Annotated in this window: 13 protein-coding genes and 1 riboswitch; of the genes, 3 read left to right on the plus strand and 10 right to left on the minus strand. The window is 64.4% G+C overall.

What is annotated here, in order from left to right:
- Nucleotide 1: 1 nt before the first annotated feature.
- From AQZ50_RS10370 to AQZ50_RS10390, 5 genes are all read right to left on the minus strand, one after another.
- A complete protein-coding gene (locus AQZ50_RS10370; RefSeq protein WP_067746173.1) occupies nucleotides 2-1,279 on the minus strand; it encodes an amidase in 1,278 nt (425 codons plus the stop codon).
- Nucleotides 1,279-2,145, minus strand: a complete 867-nt coding sequence (locus AQZ50_RS10375) for a VOC family protein (protein ID WP_082703567.1) — start codon at nucleotides 2,143-2,145, stop codon at nucleotides 1,279-1,281. The genes AQZ50_RS10370 and AQZ50_RS10375 overlap by 1 nt, the downstream gene beginning before the upstream one ends.
- A gap of 35 nt (nucleotides 2,146-2,180) precedes the next feature.
- On the minus strand, nucleotides 2,181-3,197 hold the full coding sequence (locus AQZ50_RS10380; protein WP_197412458.1) for an FAD-binding oxidoreductase: 1,017 nt from the start codon (nucleotides 3,195-3,197) through the stop codon (nucleotides 2,181-2,183).
- Between the two features lies 1 nt (nucleotide 3,198).
- Entirely contained in the window at nucleotides 3,199-4,551 is a 1,353-nt protein-coding gene (locus AQZ50_RS10385) for a Rieske 2Fe-2S domain-containing protein (protein ID WP_067746178.1), read from the minus strand.
- A 90-nt stretch (nucleotides 4,552-4,641) separates the two neighbouring features.
- The gene (locus AQZ50_RS10390) at nucleotides 4,642-7,059 is read right to left on the minus strand and encodes a TonB-dependent receptor (protein WP_067746180.1); all 2,418 of its coding nucleotides are present in this window, start codon (nucleotides 7,057-7,059) and stop codon (nucleotides 4,642-4,644) included.
- 356 nt (nucleotides 7,060-7,415) lie between these two features.
- On the opposite strand from AQZ50_RS10390, the gene AQZ50_RS10395 reads away from it, so the two are divergent.
- Both AQZ50_RS10395 and AQZ50_RS10400 read left to right on the plus strand, forming a co-directional pair.
- Nucleotides 7,416-8,189 carry an IclR family transcriptional regulator gene (locus tag AQZ50_RS10395; protein ID WP_067746182.1) on the plus strand — a complete coding sequence of 258 codons (774 nt, stop codon included), beginning with the start codon at nucleotides 7,416-7,418 and terminating at the stop codon, nucleotides 8,187-8,189.
- A 15-nt stretch (nucleotides 8,190-8,204) separates the two neighbouring features.
- A complete protein-coding gene (locus AQZ50_RS10400) occupies nucleotides 8,205-8,960 on the plus strand; it encodes an aspartate/glutamate racemase family protein (protein ID WP_067746184.1) in 756 nt (251 codons plus the stop codon).
- Between the two features lie 4 nt (nucleotides 8,961-8,964).
- On the opposite strand, the gene AQZ50_RS10405 is transcribed toward AQZ50_RS10400, so the two are convergent.
- The 5 genes from AQZ50_RS10405 to AQZ50_RS10425 form a co-directional block, all read right to left on the minus strand.
- Complete coding sequence (locus tag AQZ50_RS10405) at nucleotides 8,965-9,711, minus strand: SDR family NAD(P)-dependent oxidoreductase (RefSeq protein ID WP_197412459.1); 747 nt, start codon at nucleotides 9,709-9,711, stop codon at nucleotides 8,965-8,967.
- On the minus strand, nucleotides 9,708-11,219 hold the full coding sequence (locus tag AQZ50_RS10410) for an AMP-binding protein (RefSeq protein WP_067746186.1): 1,512 nt from the start codon (nucleotides 11,217-11,219) through the stop codon (nucleotides 9,708-9,710). Before AQZ50_RS10410 ends, AQZ50_RS10405 begins: the two co-directional genes overlap by 4 nt.
- Before the next feature lie 191 nt (nucleotides 11,220-11,410).
- Nucleotides 11,411-13,792 (minus strand): TonB-dependent receptor, encoded by a 2,382-nt coding sequence (locus AQZ50_RS10415; RefSeq protein ID WP_067746188.1) that lies wholly within the window; start codon nucleotides 13,790-13,792, stop codon nucleotides 11,411-11,413.
- A 61-nt stretch (nucleotides 13,793-13,853) separates the two neighbouring features.
- The gene (locus AQZ50_RS10420) at nucleotides 13,854-15,083 is read right to left on the minus strand and encodes a styrene monooxygenase/indole monooxygenase family protein (protein WP_197412460.1); all 1,230 of its coding nucleotides are present in this window, start codon (nucleotides 15,081-15,083) and stop codon (nucleotides 13,854-13,856) included.
- 235 nt (nucleotides 15,084-15,318) lie between these two features.
- Nucleotides 15,319-16,368 carry an AraC family transcriptional regulator gene (locus tag AQZ50_RS10425; RefSeq protein ID WP_369801409.1) on the minus strand — a complete coding sequence of 350 codons (1,050 nt, stop codon included), beginning with the start codon at nucleotides 16,366-16,368 and terminating at the stop codon, nucleotides 15,319-15,321.
- 161 nt (nucleotides 16,369-16,529) lie between these two features.
- Between AQZ50_RS10425 and AQZ50_RS10430 the strand changes: the two genes are divergently transcribed.
- Nucleotides 16,530-17,030 (plus strand): flavin reductase family protein, encoded by a 501-nt coding sequence (locus tag AQZ50_RS10430; RefSeq protein ID WP_067746190.1) that lies wholly within the window; start codon nucleotides 16,530-16,532, stop codon nucleotides 17,028-17,030.
- Nucleotides 17,031-17,288: 258 nt separating this feature from the next.
- Nucleotides 17,289-17,482: riboswitch (cobalamin riboswitch) on the plus strand.
- Nucleotides 17,483-17,530 lie beyond the last annotated feature (48 nt).

A 17,530-nucleotide genomic window follows, 5' to 3' on the forward strand; every position in this document is an offset into this window, starting at 1 on the left:
CTCAGGCTGTAGGGGGGCAAGCTGGGGGGTCGAGCAGGCGCGCGGCGCGCGCCAGCGTGCGGCGATCGCTGCCGCGCCGTCCGTTGAATTGCAGGCCGAGCGGCAGACCGCCCTCCTCGCCCGCCGGAAAACCGAGGCTGGGCGTGCCGAGCGCAGTCCACGGGCGGCAAAACACCGGGTCGCCGGTGCTGTCGAGCCCGCGCGGCGCAGGTCCGGGCGCGCTGGCGCAGAGCAGCAGGTCGGCGGCCCCGAAGATCTCTTCTTCCATCGCCCGCGCGCGGTCCTGCACCGCGCAGGCCATCGCATAGGCCTCGTCCGCAATGGCCAGGCCACCGTCGATGAAGTCGCGAAACCTGGCGCTGACCGCGTCCGCGCGCTCGCGTCGCATCGCGCCGAGCAGGCGCGCGCATTCATACTGGTGGATCAGCTTTTGCGCCTCGCCCAGATCTTCGAGAATGGCAGGCGGTCTGCAGGCAAAAACAAGATGCCCGGCATCGGCAAATTCGCCGGCCCAGCGTTCCACCGTGGCCTGCATCGCGGCATGGGCCCACATCCCGTCTTGCAGGACACCGATCACCAGCGGGCGATTTTCGGATTCCACCTGGCTGTCGTCGTCGGCCAGCACGGCATCGGCCAGCGCGAGATCGGCGACATCGCGCGCGAACGTGCCGACGGTGTCGAGCCGGTGCGCGGTATCGATCACCCCTTGCGCCGGATAGCGGCCATGGCTCGGCTTGAAACCGAACGTGCCGCAAAAGGCCGCCGGGCGGATCACCGAGCCCGCCGTCTGCGTGCCCAGCGACAGCGGCACCTGACCATCGGCCACGGCCGCCGCCGACCCGCTCGACGATCCGCCGGGGGTGTGGCCCGGATCGGCGGGATTGCGTGTCGGCCCCGGACGATACGTCGCGAATTCGGCGGTGACGAGCTTGCCCATGATGATCGCGCCCGCCGCGCGCAGCCGCGCCGTCACCGCCGCGTCCGCCTCGGGATAATGGCCGCGAAACGCCTCCGACCCGAATTCGGTCGGCATGCCGCGCACATCGATCACATCCTTGATCCCGACCGGCACGCCATGGAGCGACCCTCGGGGCCCCGTCCATGCATCGGCGGCGCGCGCCGCCGCCAGCGCCGCATCGCGATCGAGGTATGCCCATGCGCGAACGGCATCGTCGCGCGCCTCGATCCGCGCCAGAAGCGCGCGCATCAGCGCCTCTGCGGTCAGATCGCCCGCCGCGATCATCCGCGCCGCCCCGAGCCCCATACTGTCAAGCGTCATCAGCGCGGAATCCGGTGGCCATAGAGCATCGGCTGATCATAGAAACGGACTTGCCAATCAGGCCCGACCAGTCGCCCGCCCCAGCCATATTCGACGCCGTAATCGCCCGGCGTGCGGATATAGAACGAATGGACATGGTCGTTGGTGTGCTTGCCCAGATCCATGATCATCGGATGGCGGTCGTCGCGCGCGACATCGTAGGCATAGCCCACGTCGTCATAATCGAGCGCTTCGAACATGATATGGTTGAAGTGACCGCTTTTGCGCCCCATGCACAAGTTCATGATCGCCAGCGTGTGATGGCGCGGGTTGCAGTGGAGAAACACTGCCGCCGCATCGGCCCAGCCCATGTAGTCCGACAGGCCAAAGCCCATCACTTCGCGATAGAACGTCACCGCGCCTTCGACGTCGTGGGTGTGAAACACCACATGCCCCAGCCCCAGCGGCCCGGTGCGATAGCCGGCGATGCCGCGCGTCGGAACAAAGGCATAGCGGTCGCTGTGCTGCCCGACGATCAGCTCGGTCTCGACCGAAAGAAACGGTTCGAAAAAGCGATAGAGCCGATGGACCCGCCGCTCTGCGCAGAGCTCCGCGCTGCCCTCGGTCACGTCAAGCCCGCGCGCGCGCAGCTTGGCCACGAGATCATCGAGCGCCTCGGCATCGGGCAATTGCCAGCCGACCGAGCGCAGCGCGTCGGTGCCGGTGGGATAGAGCGTGATGCGATGGTGCATCTCGTCGCAGCGCACCTCGATCGCGCCGTCGGCGCGCTCGGTCAACTGCATCCCCAGAACCCGCGTATAAAGGCTCTGCCAATATGCGGGATCGGCCATGTCGAATGTGACATAGGCCAGCGCGTTCACTCCCATACCCAAACCTCCTGCATCCGGTGCGCCATAAAGTGTCACGCGCCGCTGGCGGTGAAATGCTCGGCAAAGATGTTTTCGCTGGAAAGGCCCAGCGCTTCGAGATGCGCGCGCGCCGCCGCAATCATGCCGGGCGGGCCGCACAGATAGGCGACCGCGTCGGGCGGCAGCGCGTCATCGGCCGTGATCGCGGCGACCGGATTGCCGGTACGCGCGCTTTCGCATGTGCCCCGATCGACGCTGAGCCGGGTTTCGAGCCCCGGCAGCCAGTGGCCGCGCAATTCAAGCCGGTCGAGCGCGAACAGCCCCTCGGGCGTCTGACACCCGAACGACAGCAGCACCGGAGGCTTCTTGCCCGGCGTCGCGCGAATGGTGTCGATCATCGACAGCATCGGCGCCAGGCCGGTGCCGCCGGCGATCATCACATGCGGCGCCTTGACCTTGTCCTTGAGGAAAAACGCGCCGAACGGCCCTTCGATGGTGACCACGTCATCGACCGCCGCGCGGTTTTCCAGCCAGTCGGACATGACCCCGCCGGGCAGGAGGCGAATGAACAGCTCGATCCGGGGCAAGTCGGCCGGCGTCGTTGCCATCGAATAGGACCGCACCACGTCGGTGCCCGGCACAGTGACATTGATGAACTGGCCGGGGCGGAAGGTCATCCAGCTCCCTTCCGCCAATTCGAGCTCCAGCCGCACGACATCGGCCGCGACCCGTTCGACCGCATTGACGAAGCTTTGCGCGACGACCGGCTTCGTCTCGCCCACCTTGCTGTCATAGCCGAGGCTGAAGCTGCATCCCCCTTGCGCCTCGGTCATGCACAACAGCCGAAGCCCTTCGGCCTTTTCCGACGGGGTCAGCGACGAACTTGCCCCCGCGCGATGCTCTGCATGGCCCGAAGTGAGCCGGGCGAGACAGCTTGAACAGCTGCCCGACCGGCACTGGTGCAGCAAGGGCAAGCCGGCAGCGAGCCCCGCGTCGAGCACGTTCTGGCCGGCTTCCACCGCCAGAACGTGCTCTGCCCCATCGGCAAAGGTCAGAGTGACCTCGCTCACCTCAGCGCTTGTTAACATTCTCGATCTTTTCGACAAAGTAGCCTGGGGCCTTGCCTTCGGCGAGGCGGCGCATGCGGATCGAGCCGGTCTTGGTGGCGTTGGTCACGCCCTTGCCGGGCTTGGCAATGCCGCGATTCCACCGCGAGGCGAGCTTGCGCCAGACCACCGGGGAAATGTCGGTCTCGACCAGTTGTTCGTCATCCCAGCCGGTCCCGTCGGCATAGAATTCCTCCATCGCCTCGCGCGCATAGAGATCGCAGTCGTTGAACCCTTCCAGGCACAGCGGCACATAGACGGTGTCGAAGCGATATTTGAACTTCTTGCGGTCCTCGTCGGTCTTGCAGACCCGCACCAGCACTTCCCAGTATTCGTACATGTCATCGGTGATCGGCACGTACCATTCGTACTGAACGCAATGTTCCTCGGGCCAGTTTTCGACCATCAGCACGCCGGGCAGCACGACCGAAGTGCGATAGAAACGCCCCTTGAGGTTTTCGACCTTGAGCCCGAGCGCCTCGTTTTCGAGCACCGGCTTCCAGCGGTCGGTGAACAACCACTGCATCTGCCCCTTGGGGCCGTCTTCGTCTTCGATCAGCGTGATCGCATCGTCGGACGCGGGCAGGATCCCCAGCGGCAGCACCCAGTCGAGCGCGTGGACAATGGTATTGTCCTTGTGGACCAGGATATGCGCGTTGTCGAAACCGTTTTCGCAGGCGATCCGCCAGTTCGACTGGCCAGTGCGATGCATCCCCATGGCCACCGCGCCTTCATCGAGCAGCGAGGGCGTATCGGGCCACAACGGATGCGGAAAGCGTTCGTTGTTTTCGGGGAAACGTACGGGCAAGTCGTGATGAAGCGGCGGCACATCTTCGAGCGGGAAGTCATCTTCGCGCACAAAGACGAAGATCATGCCCGCCACTTCCTGCACCGGATACGTGGTGACGCCGGTCTTGCCGATCAGCGTGCTGTCCGGATTGGCGACGATGTTGTTCAGCATGCCGGTTTCAAGGTCGTAATTGAAGCCGTGATACCAGCAGGCGATCGACGTGTCGTTGAAACACATCGGTTTTGACGACAGGCGCACGCCGCGATGCACGCATTGGTCCTTGATCGCATAAAGCTTGCCCGCCGCGCGCCGCAACAGGATCGGCACGCCGGCGATCTGGATGCCTTCGACTTTCTGTTCGGGCAGTTCCTCGGAAAACAGCGCGGGATACCAATGGTTGATGAAACCCCAGGCGGCATCCTTGTAGGGCTGATACTGCCCCTGGGTCTTTTCATCGTTCATCCGCTCGGCGGCGATCTGGTTGGCGCTGACCGTCCTGCGTCGGCGGACGGGGGTCTGTTCGTTCATCGGACTGGTTCCTTTCGGCTGAGGCAGCCATGCGGGTCATCGGCAGGGGGGGAATTTCGCGCCCGGCATTTTGCATGCCGGGCGCTTGGATCAGCGGAAGCTGTAGCCGGCGGTCACACCCCACCAGCGCGGCTTGCCGTAAACTTCTTCGGAACAGCCGCAGAGGTTCGACAGGTCATAGCCGCTGACTTTGTAAAGCTTGTCGGTGACGTTGTTGACAAAGACGCCCAGGTTGTAGTGGCCGCCCGCGTCCTTCCAGGTCACCCCGGCGTTGAACAGCGTGTAGCCGGGCATCCACTGCGAATCGAAATTCTGCAGATTGTTGAACGAGCCCGAGGTATACGTGCCGTCGCCATTGACCGTCAGCGACCCGCCCGCGATCGAAACCGGCAGGCGATAGCTGACCCGGCCCGCGATCTGCGTGCGCGGGGCAAACGAAGGGCGCACATTGCGAAACACGCCAGGCGCAATCTGCAGATCCTTGACTTGCGCATCGAATGCCGAGACCGAGGCATTCAGCTGCAATCCCTGCACCGGCCGCAGCACGAGTTCTGCTTCGGCACCATACGTGCGCGCATTGCGGTTCTGCACCACACCCGACACGTTCTGGAACGTGAACGCCTGATAGTTGTGGTAATCGTAGTAATAGCCCGAAGCATCGAACGTGCCCGCCCCGTTGAGGAACGTCAGCTTGAACCCGGCTTCGTAGGACCACAGCACTTCGGGGCTGTAGGGAATCTGCGAAGCGGGCAGCGCCGGAGTGCCGTCAGGCAGCTTGGCATTGAAACTGCCGCCCTTTACCCCGCGATTGACCCCGGCGTAGATCAGGAGATCGTGATCGGGATGGTATTCGAGCTGCGCCTTGCCGGTCCACAGCGTCTCGGTGCGGCTGTCGTCAAAGCTCGGCTGCAACGGGAACAGTTCCGAACTCGCCGTGACCGGATTGATCGCAAAAGGATCGAGATTGGCCGTGGCGCCCGACGCGAAGTCATACGTCTGATGCTCGCTGATGATGCGGCCGCCGACGATCACTTTCCACTTCGGCACGAACTCGTATTCGACTTGCCCGAACAGCGATCCCGACGACGTCTTGAGCCGGAAACTGTTGGTCAGGTCAATGCCGGTGTCGGTCGCGCCAAGGCTCCCGGCAAACAGGCTGTAGGCCGGCGCGATAAAGCCGTCCGAAGCACGCGCGTTGATGAACAGGTAATAGGCGCCAAGCGTCCAGTCGAGCTTTGGCCCGCTGCCCGACAGGCGCAGTTCCTGGCTGAAGCTTTGCGTATGCGCCAGCGTGCCATAGGCAACGAAGCTCGTCGGCGAAGCGGCGACGTCCATCGCAAAGCTCTTGTCGAAGCTCTTGAAGTCGGTGATCGAAACGAAATGCATGCCGGAAAAGTCGTAATTGACATGCAGCGCGCCGTTATAGCTGTCGGTCCAATTGGCGTTCGAGCTGGCATAACCGACCGAAACCTGGCGCAAGGCCGGATTGGGCGCGGTAAAGCCGAACCAGTCCGCCCCCGCCAGACGTGACGTCGGCGAGCCGGAAAAGCCGGTGTAATTGGCGCCGCCCGGCCCGATCGCCGCGCGCGTCTCGGTCGGCGAGGCGGCATACGAATTGATCACACTGCCCGCAGCATTGACTTCGGCAATCGTGGCTTCCTGCTGATAGGGCCCGGTCGACATGCGCTGCCGCGCGATCGAGCCGACCAGACGCACGGTCAGATCGCTCGACGGCTGATATTGCAGCTGCAGGCGTCCGGCGAGCGTGTCCGCATTGCCTTCGTTGGCGCAGCACGGCGATGTGACTCCGCCCAGATTGACCGGCGTGCCGCCTGCCGCCCCTGCCGGATAGACGTTTTTCAGCGTGGCATCGTTGCGGTCGTAATAGAACGAGGCCCGCGCCGAAAGCGTCTGCGTCAGCGGGCCGCCGATCGCGCCGTCGATCCGCGTCTGGTTGTAGCGGCCATATCCGGCATTGAGAGTCGCATCGAGCTGATCGCTCGGCTTGGTCACGACATACTGGACCAGGCCCCCGGTCGCGTTGCGCCCGAACAGCGTGCCTTGCGGACCTTTGAGAACTTCGACGCGTTCGAGGTCGAACATCCCGAACGTCTGCCCCTGCATGTTGGGGACATAGCCATCGTCGACATAGACCGCGACCGGCGCCTCGACCGCGTCGTTGAAATCGTTCTGGGTCACCCCGCGGATCGAAAACTGGCTGTTCTGCCCGCCGACATTGCTCGACAGCGATACGCCCGGCGTGATGCGGGCAATATCGACCGAGGACTGGACGTTCAAGGTCTTGAGCGCTTCGCGGCCAAAGGCGGCGATGGCGATACCGACATCCTGACGCGATTGCGCGCGATGCTGCGCGGTAACGATGATCTCGCCCCCATCGGCAGGTTTCGGCGTCGGCTGCGCGGCATCGTCGGCCATCGCGGGCGACGCGGCGGTCATCAAAGCGGCGAGCGACACGCCCGCCAGGCTCAATTTCGAAATCCCCATCATGTTTAGCTCCCCTTGTCGAGCCAGTCCCCGGACATGTCGGCGCCGTTGCAGACGCCCGCCCTTTTCTAAGCGAACCCCACTGGTTCGGATCTGGCTTGTGGAGAGAGAATGATGGGCAGACGGCCGTGCTGTCAAAGCGCACCCCTGCCTGCGCTCTCATATCATGAGAGGATGATCGAGGCACCCTTTAGAGGAAACGACTTTATCTTGGATTGACTATCAATTGATCTTTGATACGCTTTCTATCAATCAGGACGGGGCCAACCCGTCTGTCAACCAATCTGCCAGCCACGAACAACCCGTCCCGAATCACGAGAGGGCGGACGCGCAAGGACTGGCCGACATGGGGGGAAAGCATGGCCACGCCGCGCATTCAGTCCGTTGACCGGGCTTTCAGTCTCCTTGCCTGCATCGCCCGTCGCGGCGGCAGCGAAAGCTTGCCCACGATCGCCGCGCAATGCGGCCTTTCGGTGGCGACCGCGCATCGCCTGCTGGCGACGATGGAATCGCTGGGCGCGGTGATTCACACGTCGCCGGGCAAATACCGCATCGGGCTCGGCGTGCTCGAACTCGGCCGCCATGCCTCGCTCGACGGGCTGCTTGCCGCCGCTGCGGACCCGAGCCTGCGCCGCATTACCCAGACAATCACGCCGACCGCGCATCTCGGCGTGCTCGACAGCGAATTCATGGTCACGTATCTCGCCAAGGCAACCGTGCGCAGCCACCCCTTGCCGACGCAGATCGGTTCCAAGCTCGAAGCTTATTGCTCGGGCCTCGGCAAAGTCCTGCTCGCCGCGCTGCCCGAGGCGCACCTTGACGCCTATCTCGCCGAAGGGCCGTTCATCGCCTTGACCGGGCGGACGATCATCGAGCCCGCGGCGCTCTCGCGCGAACTGATCAAGGTGCGCGAACAGGGCTATGCGTTCGACGATTGCGAACTGTTCGATGACTTGCGCTGCGTTGCGGTCCCGATCCGGGATGCCGATGGCCAGGTCGTTGCCGCGCTGTCCGGCTCTGCCCCGGCGCCGCGCCTGCCGCACCAGTCGGTTCCCGCCATCGTTGCCGAATTGAACCGCCATGCCGGCGAAATCGGCCGCAAGCTCTACCCCGCGCAGCCCGTCTGCAACTGAACCGGAAAGACCGCCATGACCCGCCATCGCATCCGCATGATCGTCCCCGTTCCCCTTCCCGCAGAAGCGCTGGCAGGATTTGCCGCGCAGCTTCCCGCAGGGTTGGTGCGCGATGACATCAGCGTCGAATTCACCGGCGTTCGCGCCGGAACCTCATCGCTCGATTCGGCCTATGAGGCGACCATGGCCGATGCCTTTTGCCTTGAGGCGGGTCAGCGCGCCGAAGACGAAGGCTTTGCCGCCGTGTGCCTCAACACGGTCAGCGATTCCGGGCTCGACGCGCTGCGGTCGCGGCTGTCGATCCCTGTCGTCGGGCCGGGCCGCGCGTCGTTTTTCCTTGCGGCGGATCTCGCCAAGCGGTTTTCGGTCGTGACGATGTGGCCGCAATGGCACTGGATCTATCGCAAGCTGGCGGTCGAAACCGGGCTTGGCGCGCGGCTGGCCTCGGTGCGCGATATTGCCACGCGCCCCGACACGCGCGAGTTGCTCGCCGGCAAGGAAGACATCGTGTTCGGCAAGCTGGAAGAGCAATGCCGCCGCGCGATCGACGAAGATGGTGCCGAAGCGATCATCCTGGGCTCGACGACAATGCACCAGTCGCACCGCTATCTGGCCGAACGGCTCGATGTGCCGGTGCTCAATCCCGGCCTGATCGCGTTCAAGCAGTGCGAAACGCTGCTCGATCTCGGCCTTGCACATTCCAAGCGCAGCTATCCAACGCCGGAAAATCCGCAGGACGCGGTACTGGCGGGCGTACCTGCGGTGTTCTGAAACGCTATCCGGCGGACAGTCCGCCATCGACCGACAGGACAGAGCCGGTGACATAACCGGCCGCGTCCGACATCAGCCAGACCACCGCGCGCGCCACTTCGTCGGGCTGGCCGATGCGCCCCATCGGCACCATCGCGTCCATGGCATGGGCATCGCCATCCATCACACGCAGGAAATTGGGCGTTTCCGTCCCGCCGGGGGCGACGGCATTGATGCGAATGCCCGCCCCGGCGCATTCCAGCGCGACCGCCTTGGTCAGGCCGACCACGGCAAACTTGCTCGCACAATATGCGGCGATGCCGGGCATGCCCTTGAGCCCGAAAATCGAGGCATTGTTGACGATCGCCCCGCGGCCTTTACGGCGCATCGCGGCGACCTGATGTTTGACGCCCCACATGACCGCGCGAAAATTGAGATCGACGACGGCATCGTCGTCGTCGGTCGCATCGATCGGCGCGGGATCGCCATGGCCGCCCGCATTGTTGAACGCGCAATCGAGCGCGCCGAATGCCGCGATACAGGCGTCAACCGCGCCCATGGCCACGGCCCGATCGGTGACATCGCCGGGATAAACCACCGCGCGGCCGCCGAAATCGGCAATTTCGCGCTGCACTGCCTCGAGCAGCGCGACCCGTCGCCCGACGAGCACGACGGAGGCCCCTTCGCGCGCCATGGCGAGCGCAGCGGCGCGGCCCATGCCGCTGCCCGCGCCGGTGACCAGGCCCGCCCTTCCCGCCAGCACACCCGTCACGAGAAGCTGCCCGCGTAAGTTTCGCGCAGCTTGGCCTTCAGGATCTTGCCCATCGCGTTGCGCGGAAATTCATCGAGCACATGGACCGCCTTGGGCTGTTTGAACCGGGCAAAGCGCGACGCGATCAGCGCCTCCATCGCGCCCATGTCAAACGCGCCGCCATCGAGCGTCACCGCCGCCATGACCGCCTCGCCGAAATCGGGATGCGGCACGCCAAACACCGCCACATCCTGCACGCCCGACACTTCGGCGAGGATCATCTCGATTTCCGCCGGATAGACGTTGTAGCCGCCCGAAATGATCAGATCCTTCGACCGCCCCGAAATCGTCACGCGCCCTTCGCTGTCCTTGAACCCGGTGTCGCCGGTCAGGAAATAGCCGTCGGCATGAAAGCTTTCCGCGGTCGCTTCGGGCCGCCGCCAATAGCCGCGACAGACATTGGGGCCCTTGATCTCGATTTCGCCGACTTCGCCCGTCGGCACTTCGGCGCGCGCGCCATCGATCACGCGCAACGACACACCCGGCAGCGGAAAGCCCACTGTGCCGGGGATACGCCCCGCCTGTTCATAAGGGTTGGAGGTGATCATCACCGCTTCGGTCATGCCATAGCGTTCGAGAATGCGATGGCCGGTGCGTTCCTCGAAGGCGTTGAACACCGAGGGCAACAGCGGCGCCGAGCCGCTGATGAACAAGCGCCGCGCCGCAGCCACGTCGCGCGTGAAGGCCGGATTGTCGAGCAGACGGGTGTAGAAAGTCGGCACCCCCATGAACACGCTGACCAGCGGCAATTCGGCAATCACCGCCTTCGCGTCGAACTTGGGCAACATGCGCAAGGTCGCCGCGCTGAACAGCGCGAGATGCAATGCCACAAACAGCCCGTGGGCATGAAACAGCGGCAGCGCATGGAGGATCGTATCCGCATCCGAAAAGCGCCAGGTTTCAAACAGCGCGGCGACATTGCTCGACAGATTGCCATGCGTCAGCATCGCGCCCTTGGGCCGCCCGGTCGTGCCGGAAGTAAACAGGATCGCGGCGAGATCGTCGGCCCCCATCGGCTCCGCGCCGCCAAGGGGCTCAAGCGTTGCGGCAAGATCGGGCAACGCCCCACTACCATCGCCTTCGAGCGTGACCCGGCGCACCGGCGCCTCGGCCAGGTCCGGCACGGCGGTCGCCGCCGCATGGACCAGCAGCACCGGCTCGGCATCCTCGATCAACAGCGCCACTTCGGCGGCGGTATAGGCCGCGTTCATCGGCACGAAAATCGCGCCCGAGGCCAGCACCGCGAGATAGGTGAAAACAAATGCCGGCGAATTGTCAGTCTTGACCATGACCCGGTCGCCGCGCCTGACGCCAAGCTGCGCCAGCGCCGCGCGATAGCGCCCGATGCTGCGCGGCAGATCGCCAAAGCTGCAAACCGTTTCACCGCGCCAGACCAGCGCCGGCTTGCCCTCGTGCCCGGCATGGCGTGCATGGAAAATGTCGATCAGGTTTGCAGATTGTGCGGACATGCGCCTGTACCCTTTGGTCGTGAAATTGCGCCCGTTTCAGCCGGGCCGCCTATACGGATCAGGCCATTAATCGGCCCGGTTCTCAAGCGCAAAACCGCCCTCTCACATTGTGGGATTCACGCAAATATCCGACAAAAAAAGACGGGACCATCCGCATGGAATGGCCCCGTCAGTCAGGGTGAACCGGTGAATCAGAGCTTGAACGCAGCAGTCAGCGACCATTCGCGGCCACGGTTGTAGACGCCTTCAAACGCCTGCAACGCATCGACCAGCACGCCTGAAAGCAGATAGCGCTTGTCAGCGATGTTCTTGACATTGGCGGACAAACTGATCTGGCCGCCGGCACTGGTCCATCCCAGGCTGGCGTTGAACAGCGAATAGCCCGCCTGGGCGATTTGCGGCGTGTTGAAAGCGTCGTTGTAGAATTTGCTGCGATACGACCAGTCGGCGTGCGGGCGCAGCAATGATCCCCCGGCCAGCGGGATGTCATACGTCGCACCTGCCGAAGCGGTCCATTTCGAAACGCGTTCGAACATGTTGGTCGGCTCGATATAGGTCGTCGCCGTGTCGATCTGCTTGTAATGCGCCGCCGTCAGGCCAAGCGTGCCTTCGACCAGCAATCCGTGCAGCGGGCGCAACTGGCTTTCCAGCTCGAACCCCTTGATCGAGGCGCTGCCCGCATTGCGAAACACCGGGGCGACACTGGTGAAGACCTGGACCTGCATGTCCTTGTATTCGGTGTCGAACGCCGCCGCGTTGAAGGTCAGGCGCCGATCGGGCGTCTGGAATTTTACCCCGGCTTCATAGACATCGACCTTTTCCGGGGCAAAGCTCGGGATCGCCGCGACCGGATCGGTGATCGGCGTGGTCACCCCCGGAATGATCGGCGGAAACACGCGCTGGCTGAACCCGCCCGATTTGAACCCGCGCGACCATGTCGCATAAGTCATCAGCGATTGCGTCGGCTGCCAGGCCAGATTGACCATCGGCGTCGGCTCGCTGAAATGCACTTTGGCCATGACATCGGGCAGGATGCGCGTGCCCGGATCGAAAATCGGCGAATTGAACGGCGCGCCGAGGAACGAGGCGAGATTGGCGATGATCACCTGATCGGGATGGAACCATTTGGTATCGTGGGTATAGCGCAGCCCCGCCGTCAGCTTCAGCGTATCGGTCAGCTTGAACGTGCCCTGCCCGAATGCCGCCAGGCTCTGGTTGCGATAATACCCGCCAGAGCGGAATTGCGAGATGGTGAAGGTCAGATTGTTGACGTCGTTGCCGGATTCCTGAAAGAAATAGCCCCCGATAATCCAGTCGAGCCGCCCGTCCAGCGCCTTGCCCAGCAGTTGCAGTTCCTGGCTGAACTGGGTCTGGGTGATATGATCGTAGAACTGCGCGATCGCGGCCGGGCTGTCATCGCCGTCGCGGGCATAAGTGCCCACCATGGCGCGCAGCGCGGTGATGCTCTTGATTGTCAGCGCGGGGCTGACCGCGATGGCATTCGTCATCGACACCCCGCCGATGTCGGAATTCGACACGCTCGGCCCGGTCCCGGCATTGGCATTGGGGCCCAGCACATAGCGATTGTCGAAACAGCCCGCGACCGCCGTGTTCACGGGTGCCGCCGCCGTGGCGCAAGGCACCGGCCCGCCGCCCGCCTTCACATTGGCGATGGTGTTCCAGATATCGGCCATCGGCGGGGTCGCCGGATCGGTGGTCTTGCCGTAATTGATGCCGATCAGGCTGGTCGGCGGGCCGTTTTCGCGCCCGGTGGTGCCATCGGCGGCAATATCCACCGTCCAGTCGGGCAAAGGCTCGATCCGTGCCGCGATCCGCCCGACCCAATGGTTCTGATTGCCCAGCAGCAACCCGTCGGATTCGCGCCGGACATAGCCGTCCTGCCCGAAATGGGCGATCGAGGCGCGCACGGCGAAATGATCGCTGATCGGCACATTGGCCATCAGCTTGAACACCGCCAGATCGTCGGTGCCGGTCGTGGCCGAGCCGCTGATCGCCAGCGCACGGGTATCGGGCGCGGTCGTCGTCACCGAAATCGCGCCGCCGATGGTGTTGCGCCCGAACAGCGTGCCCTGGGGCCCGCGCAGCACTTCGATCCGGTCAAAATCGACCAGATCGAGAATCGCGCCGACCGAGCGCGCGACATAGACCCCGTCGACATAGACGCCCACGCCCGGCTCGACCGTCGGCACGAAATCCGACTGGCCGATGCCGCGAATATAGATCGAGGCATTGTTGCTCGCGCCCGAATAGGACGGGTTGTTCTGCAGCGTGAGATTGGGCGTCAGGTTGGCCAGCCCGTCGGTGCTGCGGATGCCGCGCGCTTCCATCGCGCGCTGCGATACGGCGGTGATGGCGATCGGCGTATCCTGCAGCCGCTCGACCCGCTTGCGCGCGGTCACGGTGATCGCCTCGTCAAGCGGCGAGGCCCCGGCCTTGGGGGCTTCGTCGGCGTGCGCAAGGCCGCCTTGGGCCAGCGCCATTGCCGAGACGAGACCGGCCAATAAATGGCGCGCGCGCATGCGCCGCGCGCGCAGTTCGACTGTTGCTTGCATTGTTGAAAACTCCCCGAAGATCATGGTTTTGAGGCGCTTATTTAAGAAGTCGCCCGAATGGTCAGGCCGCTTGTGCGCGCTCCGACAGGAACCGGTCCGCCTCGACCGGATCGTAGTACCAGGGCGCGATCGCCTTGGGATCGTTGAAGCTGTTGGCCATCAGCCGCGCGAGCGTGGGATCGGTTTCCGCCGCTTTCAGGATCTGCATCATGTGCGGCGGCGGCGGGGTCAGCGTCATGTTCGTATAATCAACGACATAGCGCGCATAGTCCCAGTAAGTTTCGAACGTCGCGTTCATCCATTGCGCGTCAAACGGCCCATCATGCGCAAGGATCGCGTCGAGATAGACTTTGGCGCATTTGGCCGCGTTGTTCGAACCCTGCCCGGTGATCGGATCGTTGACGCAGACCGCATCGGCAATGCCGAATGCCAGCGCGCCGCTGGGCAGCGCGGCCACCGGATGGCGCGTCGTTGGCGTGATCCGCCCGCGCAGCACCGCCTTGTCGTCGGTCAGTTCGAGATGCCCCTCGATCCGTTCCGCCTCGATCGGAAAGAAGTCGCGCAGCAGGCGCTCGCTGACCGCCAGATGGTCCTGCGCGGTTTTGACTTCGCCCCAACAATCCATCGGCCCGCCCGGAATCGCCTCGATCGTGAATATCTCGCAAGGCCCGTCGAGCGTCAGCCCCGGAAACGATACGAATTCGCCGATGCCGGGATTGATGTTGATGCAGATCGCCGGCTTGCCCGGACGCGGGCTGAACCGGTGCACATACGTCAGCGCCAGAACCCGCTGCGGCTGGGTAAACGGCGAACGCGCGGGATTGCGTTCGAACAGGCGGCCGATCTCGCCCTTGCCTGAAGCGACGATCAGCAGATCGTGGCTCGCCGCCAGCCGCTCGAGCATCGCCATGTCGGCGTCGGCAATGATCAGATCGCCGCCCAGTTCCTCGAAACGGTCCATCCAGCGCGGCATCTTGATCCGCTGGTCGATCGACTGCCCCGGCTCTTCCATGTCGCCCTGCCAGAACAGGCCGACATTGCCCTCGCTGTCGGCGGCGCGCATTTGCGCGGCGCGATACTGCGGCGCGCCGTCCTGCCAATAATCGATGCCGAGCTCGCGTTCGAACCCGAGGGCCATGCCATACATCGACTGGCTCGACGTCACGAAGCCCGCCGCGATCTCCGCCCCGGTCCGGTTCGATACCATGGTGACCTGATGGCCGCCCGCAAGCAGGCCGATACCCAGATGCAGGCCGGCCTGCCCTGCCCCCACAATCGCAATCTTTGCCATGTCGCTCCCCGCTGTTTGCGAATGCGTACAGGCTATGGTTTCTCCGATCCGTCACAATCCGATCACGGCAAGCATCATCCGCGGATCGCAACCCCGCCACCCTTTCAAGCGCCTTTGTCAAAATTCGCGAAAGGGCGAATTTCGAGGGCGGCACCGGCCCGCTCCCCCACCCGACCACCCACCAAGGTACAATCGTTGAGTGGTCGGGTGGGGGAGCGGGCCGGTGCCGCCCCAATCAAACCCCGCGCTGGCGTCCAAGCGTTTCGCGCGGGGTTTCGCCAAAGCGGCGGCGATAGGCGACGGCAAAGCGGCCCAGATGTTCGAAGCCCCAGTTCATCGCGGCTTGGGTGACATTGGTCGTTTCATGCGGCGAGGCCAGTTCGGCGCGCACCCGGTCGAGCCGGATGTCGCGCAGCAATTGCATCGGCGAAACCCCCAGGACATGGCGAAACTGATGGTGCAGCGTGCGCAGCGGCACCCCGGCCACGGCAACCAGATCGGCCAGATCGATCGGCTCGTGCGCATGGGCCTCCAGATATTCGCGCACGCGGCGCACCGGCGCAGGATCGGCACCGGGCACCCTCTGCGCCAGTTGCGCGGTCAGGTCGTGCGGCTGCAGAAACAGCAGCATGCCCATCAGCGTGGTTTCGAGATGGCGTTCGAGCAAGGCCGGAACCGCCCCGCCCGCCGCCCCATGGCGCGCCATCGCGATCACCGCCTGGACTTGCTGGATCAGCATGGCGCCCAGCCGCGAATCCGTGTCGAACCACGGTTCGAAATCGACGCAGCCGCGCAAGGGGCGCCCGACGCAGGCTTCGACAAACCGCTCGAAACCGGCGCGGTCATAGCGCAGCACCAGTTTGCGGCAATCGCCGCTCCAATACATCGCCAGCGGCACTTGCGGGTTCTGCACCGAGGCGCGGCCCGGCCCGTAATCGCCGTGTTTGCCCCCAAGGCTGAGGCCCGAACGGCCCGCGACCGGGATCTGCACGAGATAGAAATCTTCCAGCCGCCCGGCATCGATCATGACATCGGCGCCATAGCTCATGTCGGTCAGCGCAACGCCGCCGCAGCGCAGATGGGCGATGCGCGTATCGAGCCGCCCGTCGGCATTGACCAGATCGAGTGAATGATCGCAGTACATCCGGCCGACATAGCCGCGCACTTCGTCGCGATCGCTCGACATGAAGCGCCGCCCGGCGACATCGGCCAGACCGACGTCGGCAAGGTTGGGCGCCAGATTGGGCGGGATCACGGCGGCATTGGCACGCTGTGCGGAAAACATCACCATGACCTCATGAACCGGGGCCAAAAAAGGGCAGACGCCATGACCGCCGATCGCGCACCCCCGCTTGCGCGATCAGGATAATCCCTGCCATCAGCGGATTTCGCCACGCCTTTTTCACACGCTACGACCCGGCCCGCAAAACACACCGGGGAGCCGCGATGATCGAGCAATTCAAAGCGGGCATGGGCCATCTTGCCGGCGCCGTGACCATCATCACCACAGGCAGCGGCCCGGGCGCCGTTGGCCCGAGCGCTGTTGGATTGACGGCGACGGCGGTCTGTTCGCTGTCGATGGCGCCGCCGCGCATGCTGGCATGCCTCAACCGCCATGGCGCGACGTTCGACACGCTCGCCCGCGCCGATGCCTTTTGCGTCAATGTCATGGGCGTCGGCGGGCGCGCGCTTGCCGAAACCTTTGCCGGGCGCACGGGCCTTTCCGGCGCGGACAAATTCGCCGACACCGGCTGGATTTTCGACGAAAACGCGCCGCCGCGCCACGTCGACGCGCTGACCGCGATCCGGTGTCAGGTCCATTCGATCACACTCGTGGCCACCCATGCGATCGTCATCGGCGATGTGACGGCGGTGTGGAACCGGCCGGATCTGGCGCCGCTGGTCTATCACGACCGCACCTTTCAGACGCTCTGTCCGCTGAACTGACGCCATCAAGGCCTTGCGCCGACCATGACCGAGATCATCGTCGTCGGCTGATCGGCGCAAGTGCGCCGCGTGCCGTTCAGGATGACCACTTCGCCGAACCACGTTGGTCTCCCCTGACCTCAAATCCCCGGATCGCATGCCATCATCGCGGCGGCAGACCGTCAACTGCGGGGGCCGTCTCCGGGCGCGCGGGTTCTCACATTGTGCAAAGCGGCGCGCTTGTGCGCGACCGCCTTGTCAATCCGTCCTTCGGGGCTTATGCGCACCGACGCGACAGGTTCCCCTTTGCCGGGGATCAAAAGGGAACTCGGGTGAAAACCCCGGGCTGCCCCTGCAACTGTAAGCGGCGAGCCGACCGGCCATTTCGCCATTGGGGCACAAAAGCCCCGAGAAGGCGCCGGATCAGCCTTGACCCGTGAGCCAGGAGACCTGCCTGTCGTGGTCGTTCTTCGTGCCGACAGGGGTGTTCGGCGCGAGCGGGGTTTCCCCTGTCGAGCGAC

Source organism: Novosphingobium sp. Fuku2-ISO-50, assembly GCF_001519055.1.
GTDB lineage: Bacteria > Pseudomonadota > Alphaproteobacteria > Sphingomonadales > Sphingomonadaceae > Novosphingobium.

Coding starts and splice junctions, on each gene's coding strand:
- AQZ50_RS10370 (WP_067746173.1), bottom strand. CDS start 1,279: ATGACGCTTGACAGTATGGGGCTCGGGGCGGCGCGGATGATCGCGGCG.
- AQZ50_RS10375 (WP_082703567.1), bottom strand. CDS start 2,145: ATGGGAGTGAACGCGCTGGCCTATGTCACATTCGACATGGCCGATCCC.
- AQZ50_RS10385 (WP_067746178.1), bottom strand. CDS start 4,551: ATGAACGAACAGACCCCCGTCCGCCGACGCAGGACGGTCAGCGCCAAC.
- AQZ50_RS10390 (WP_067746180.1), bottom strand. CDS start 7,059: ATGATGGGGATTTCGAAATTGAGCCTGGCGGGCGTGTCGCTCGCCGCT.
- AQZ50_RS10395 (WP_067746182.1), top strand. CDS start 7,416: ATGGCCACGCCGCGCATTCAGTCCGTTGACCGGGCTTTCAGTCTCCTT.
- AQZ50_RS10400 (WP_067746184.1), top strand. CDS start 8,205: ATGACCCGCCATCGCATCCGCATGATCGTCCCCGTTCCCCTTCCCGCA.
- AQZ50_RS10410 (WP_067746186.1), bottom strand. CDS start 11,219: ATGTCCGCACAATCTGCAAACCTGATCGACATTTTCCATGCACGCCAT.
- AQZ50_RS10415 (WP_067746188.1), bottom strand. CDS start 13,792: ATGCAAGCAACAGTCGAACTGCGCGCGCGGCGCATGCGCGCGCGCCAT.
- AQZ50_RS10420 (WP_197412460.1), bottom strand. CDS start 15,083: ATGGCAAAGATTGCGATTGTGGGGGCAGGGCAGGCCGGCCTGCATCTG.
- AQZ50_RS10425 (WP_369801409.1), bottom strand. CDS start 16,368: ATGTTTTCCGCACAGCGTGCCAATGCCGCCGTGATCCCGCCCAATCTG.
- AQZ50_RS10430 (WP_067746190.1), top strand. CDS start 16,530: ATGATCGAGCAATTCAAAGCGGGCATGGGCCATCTTGCCGGCGCCGTG.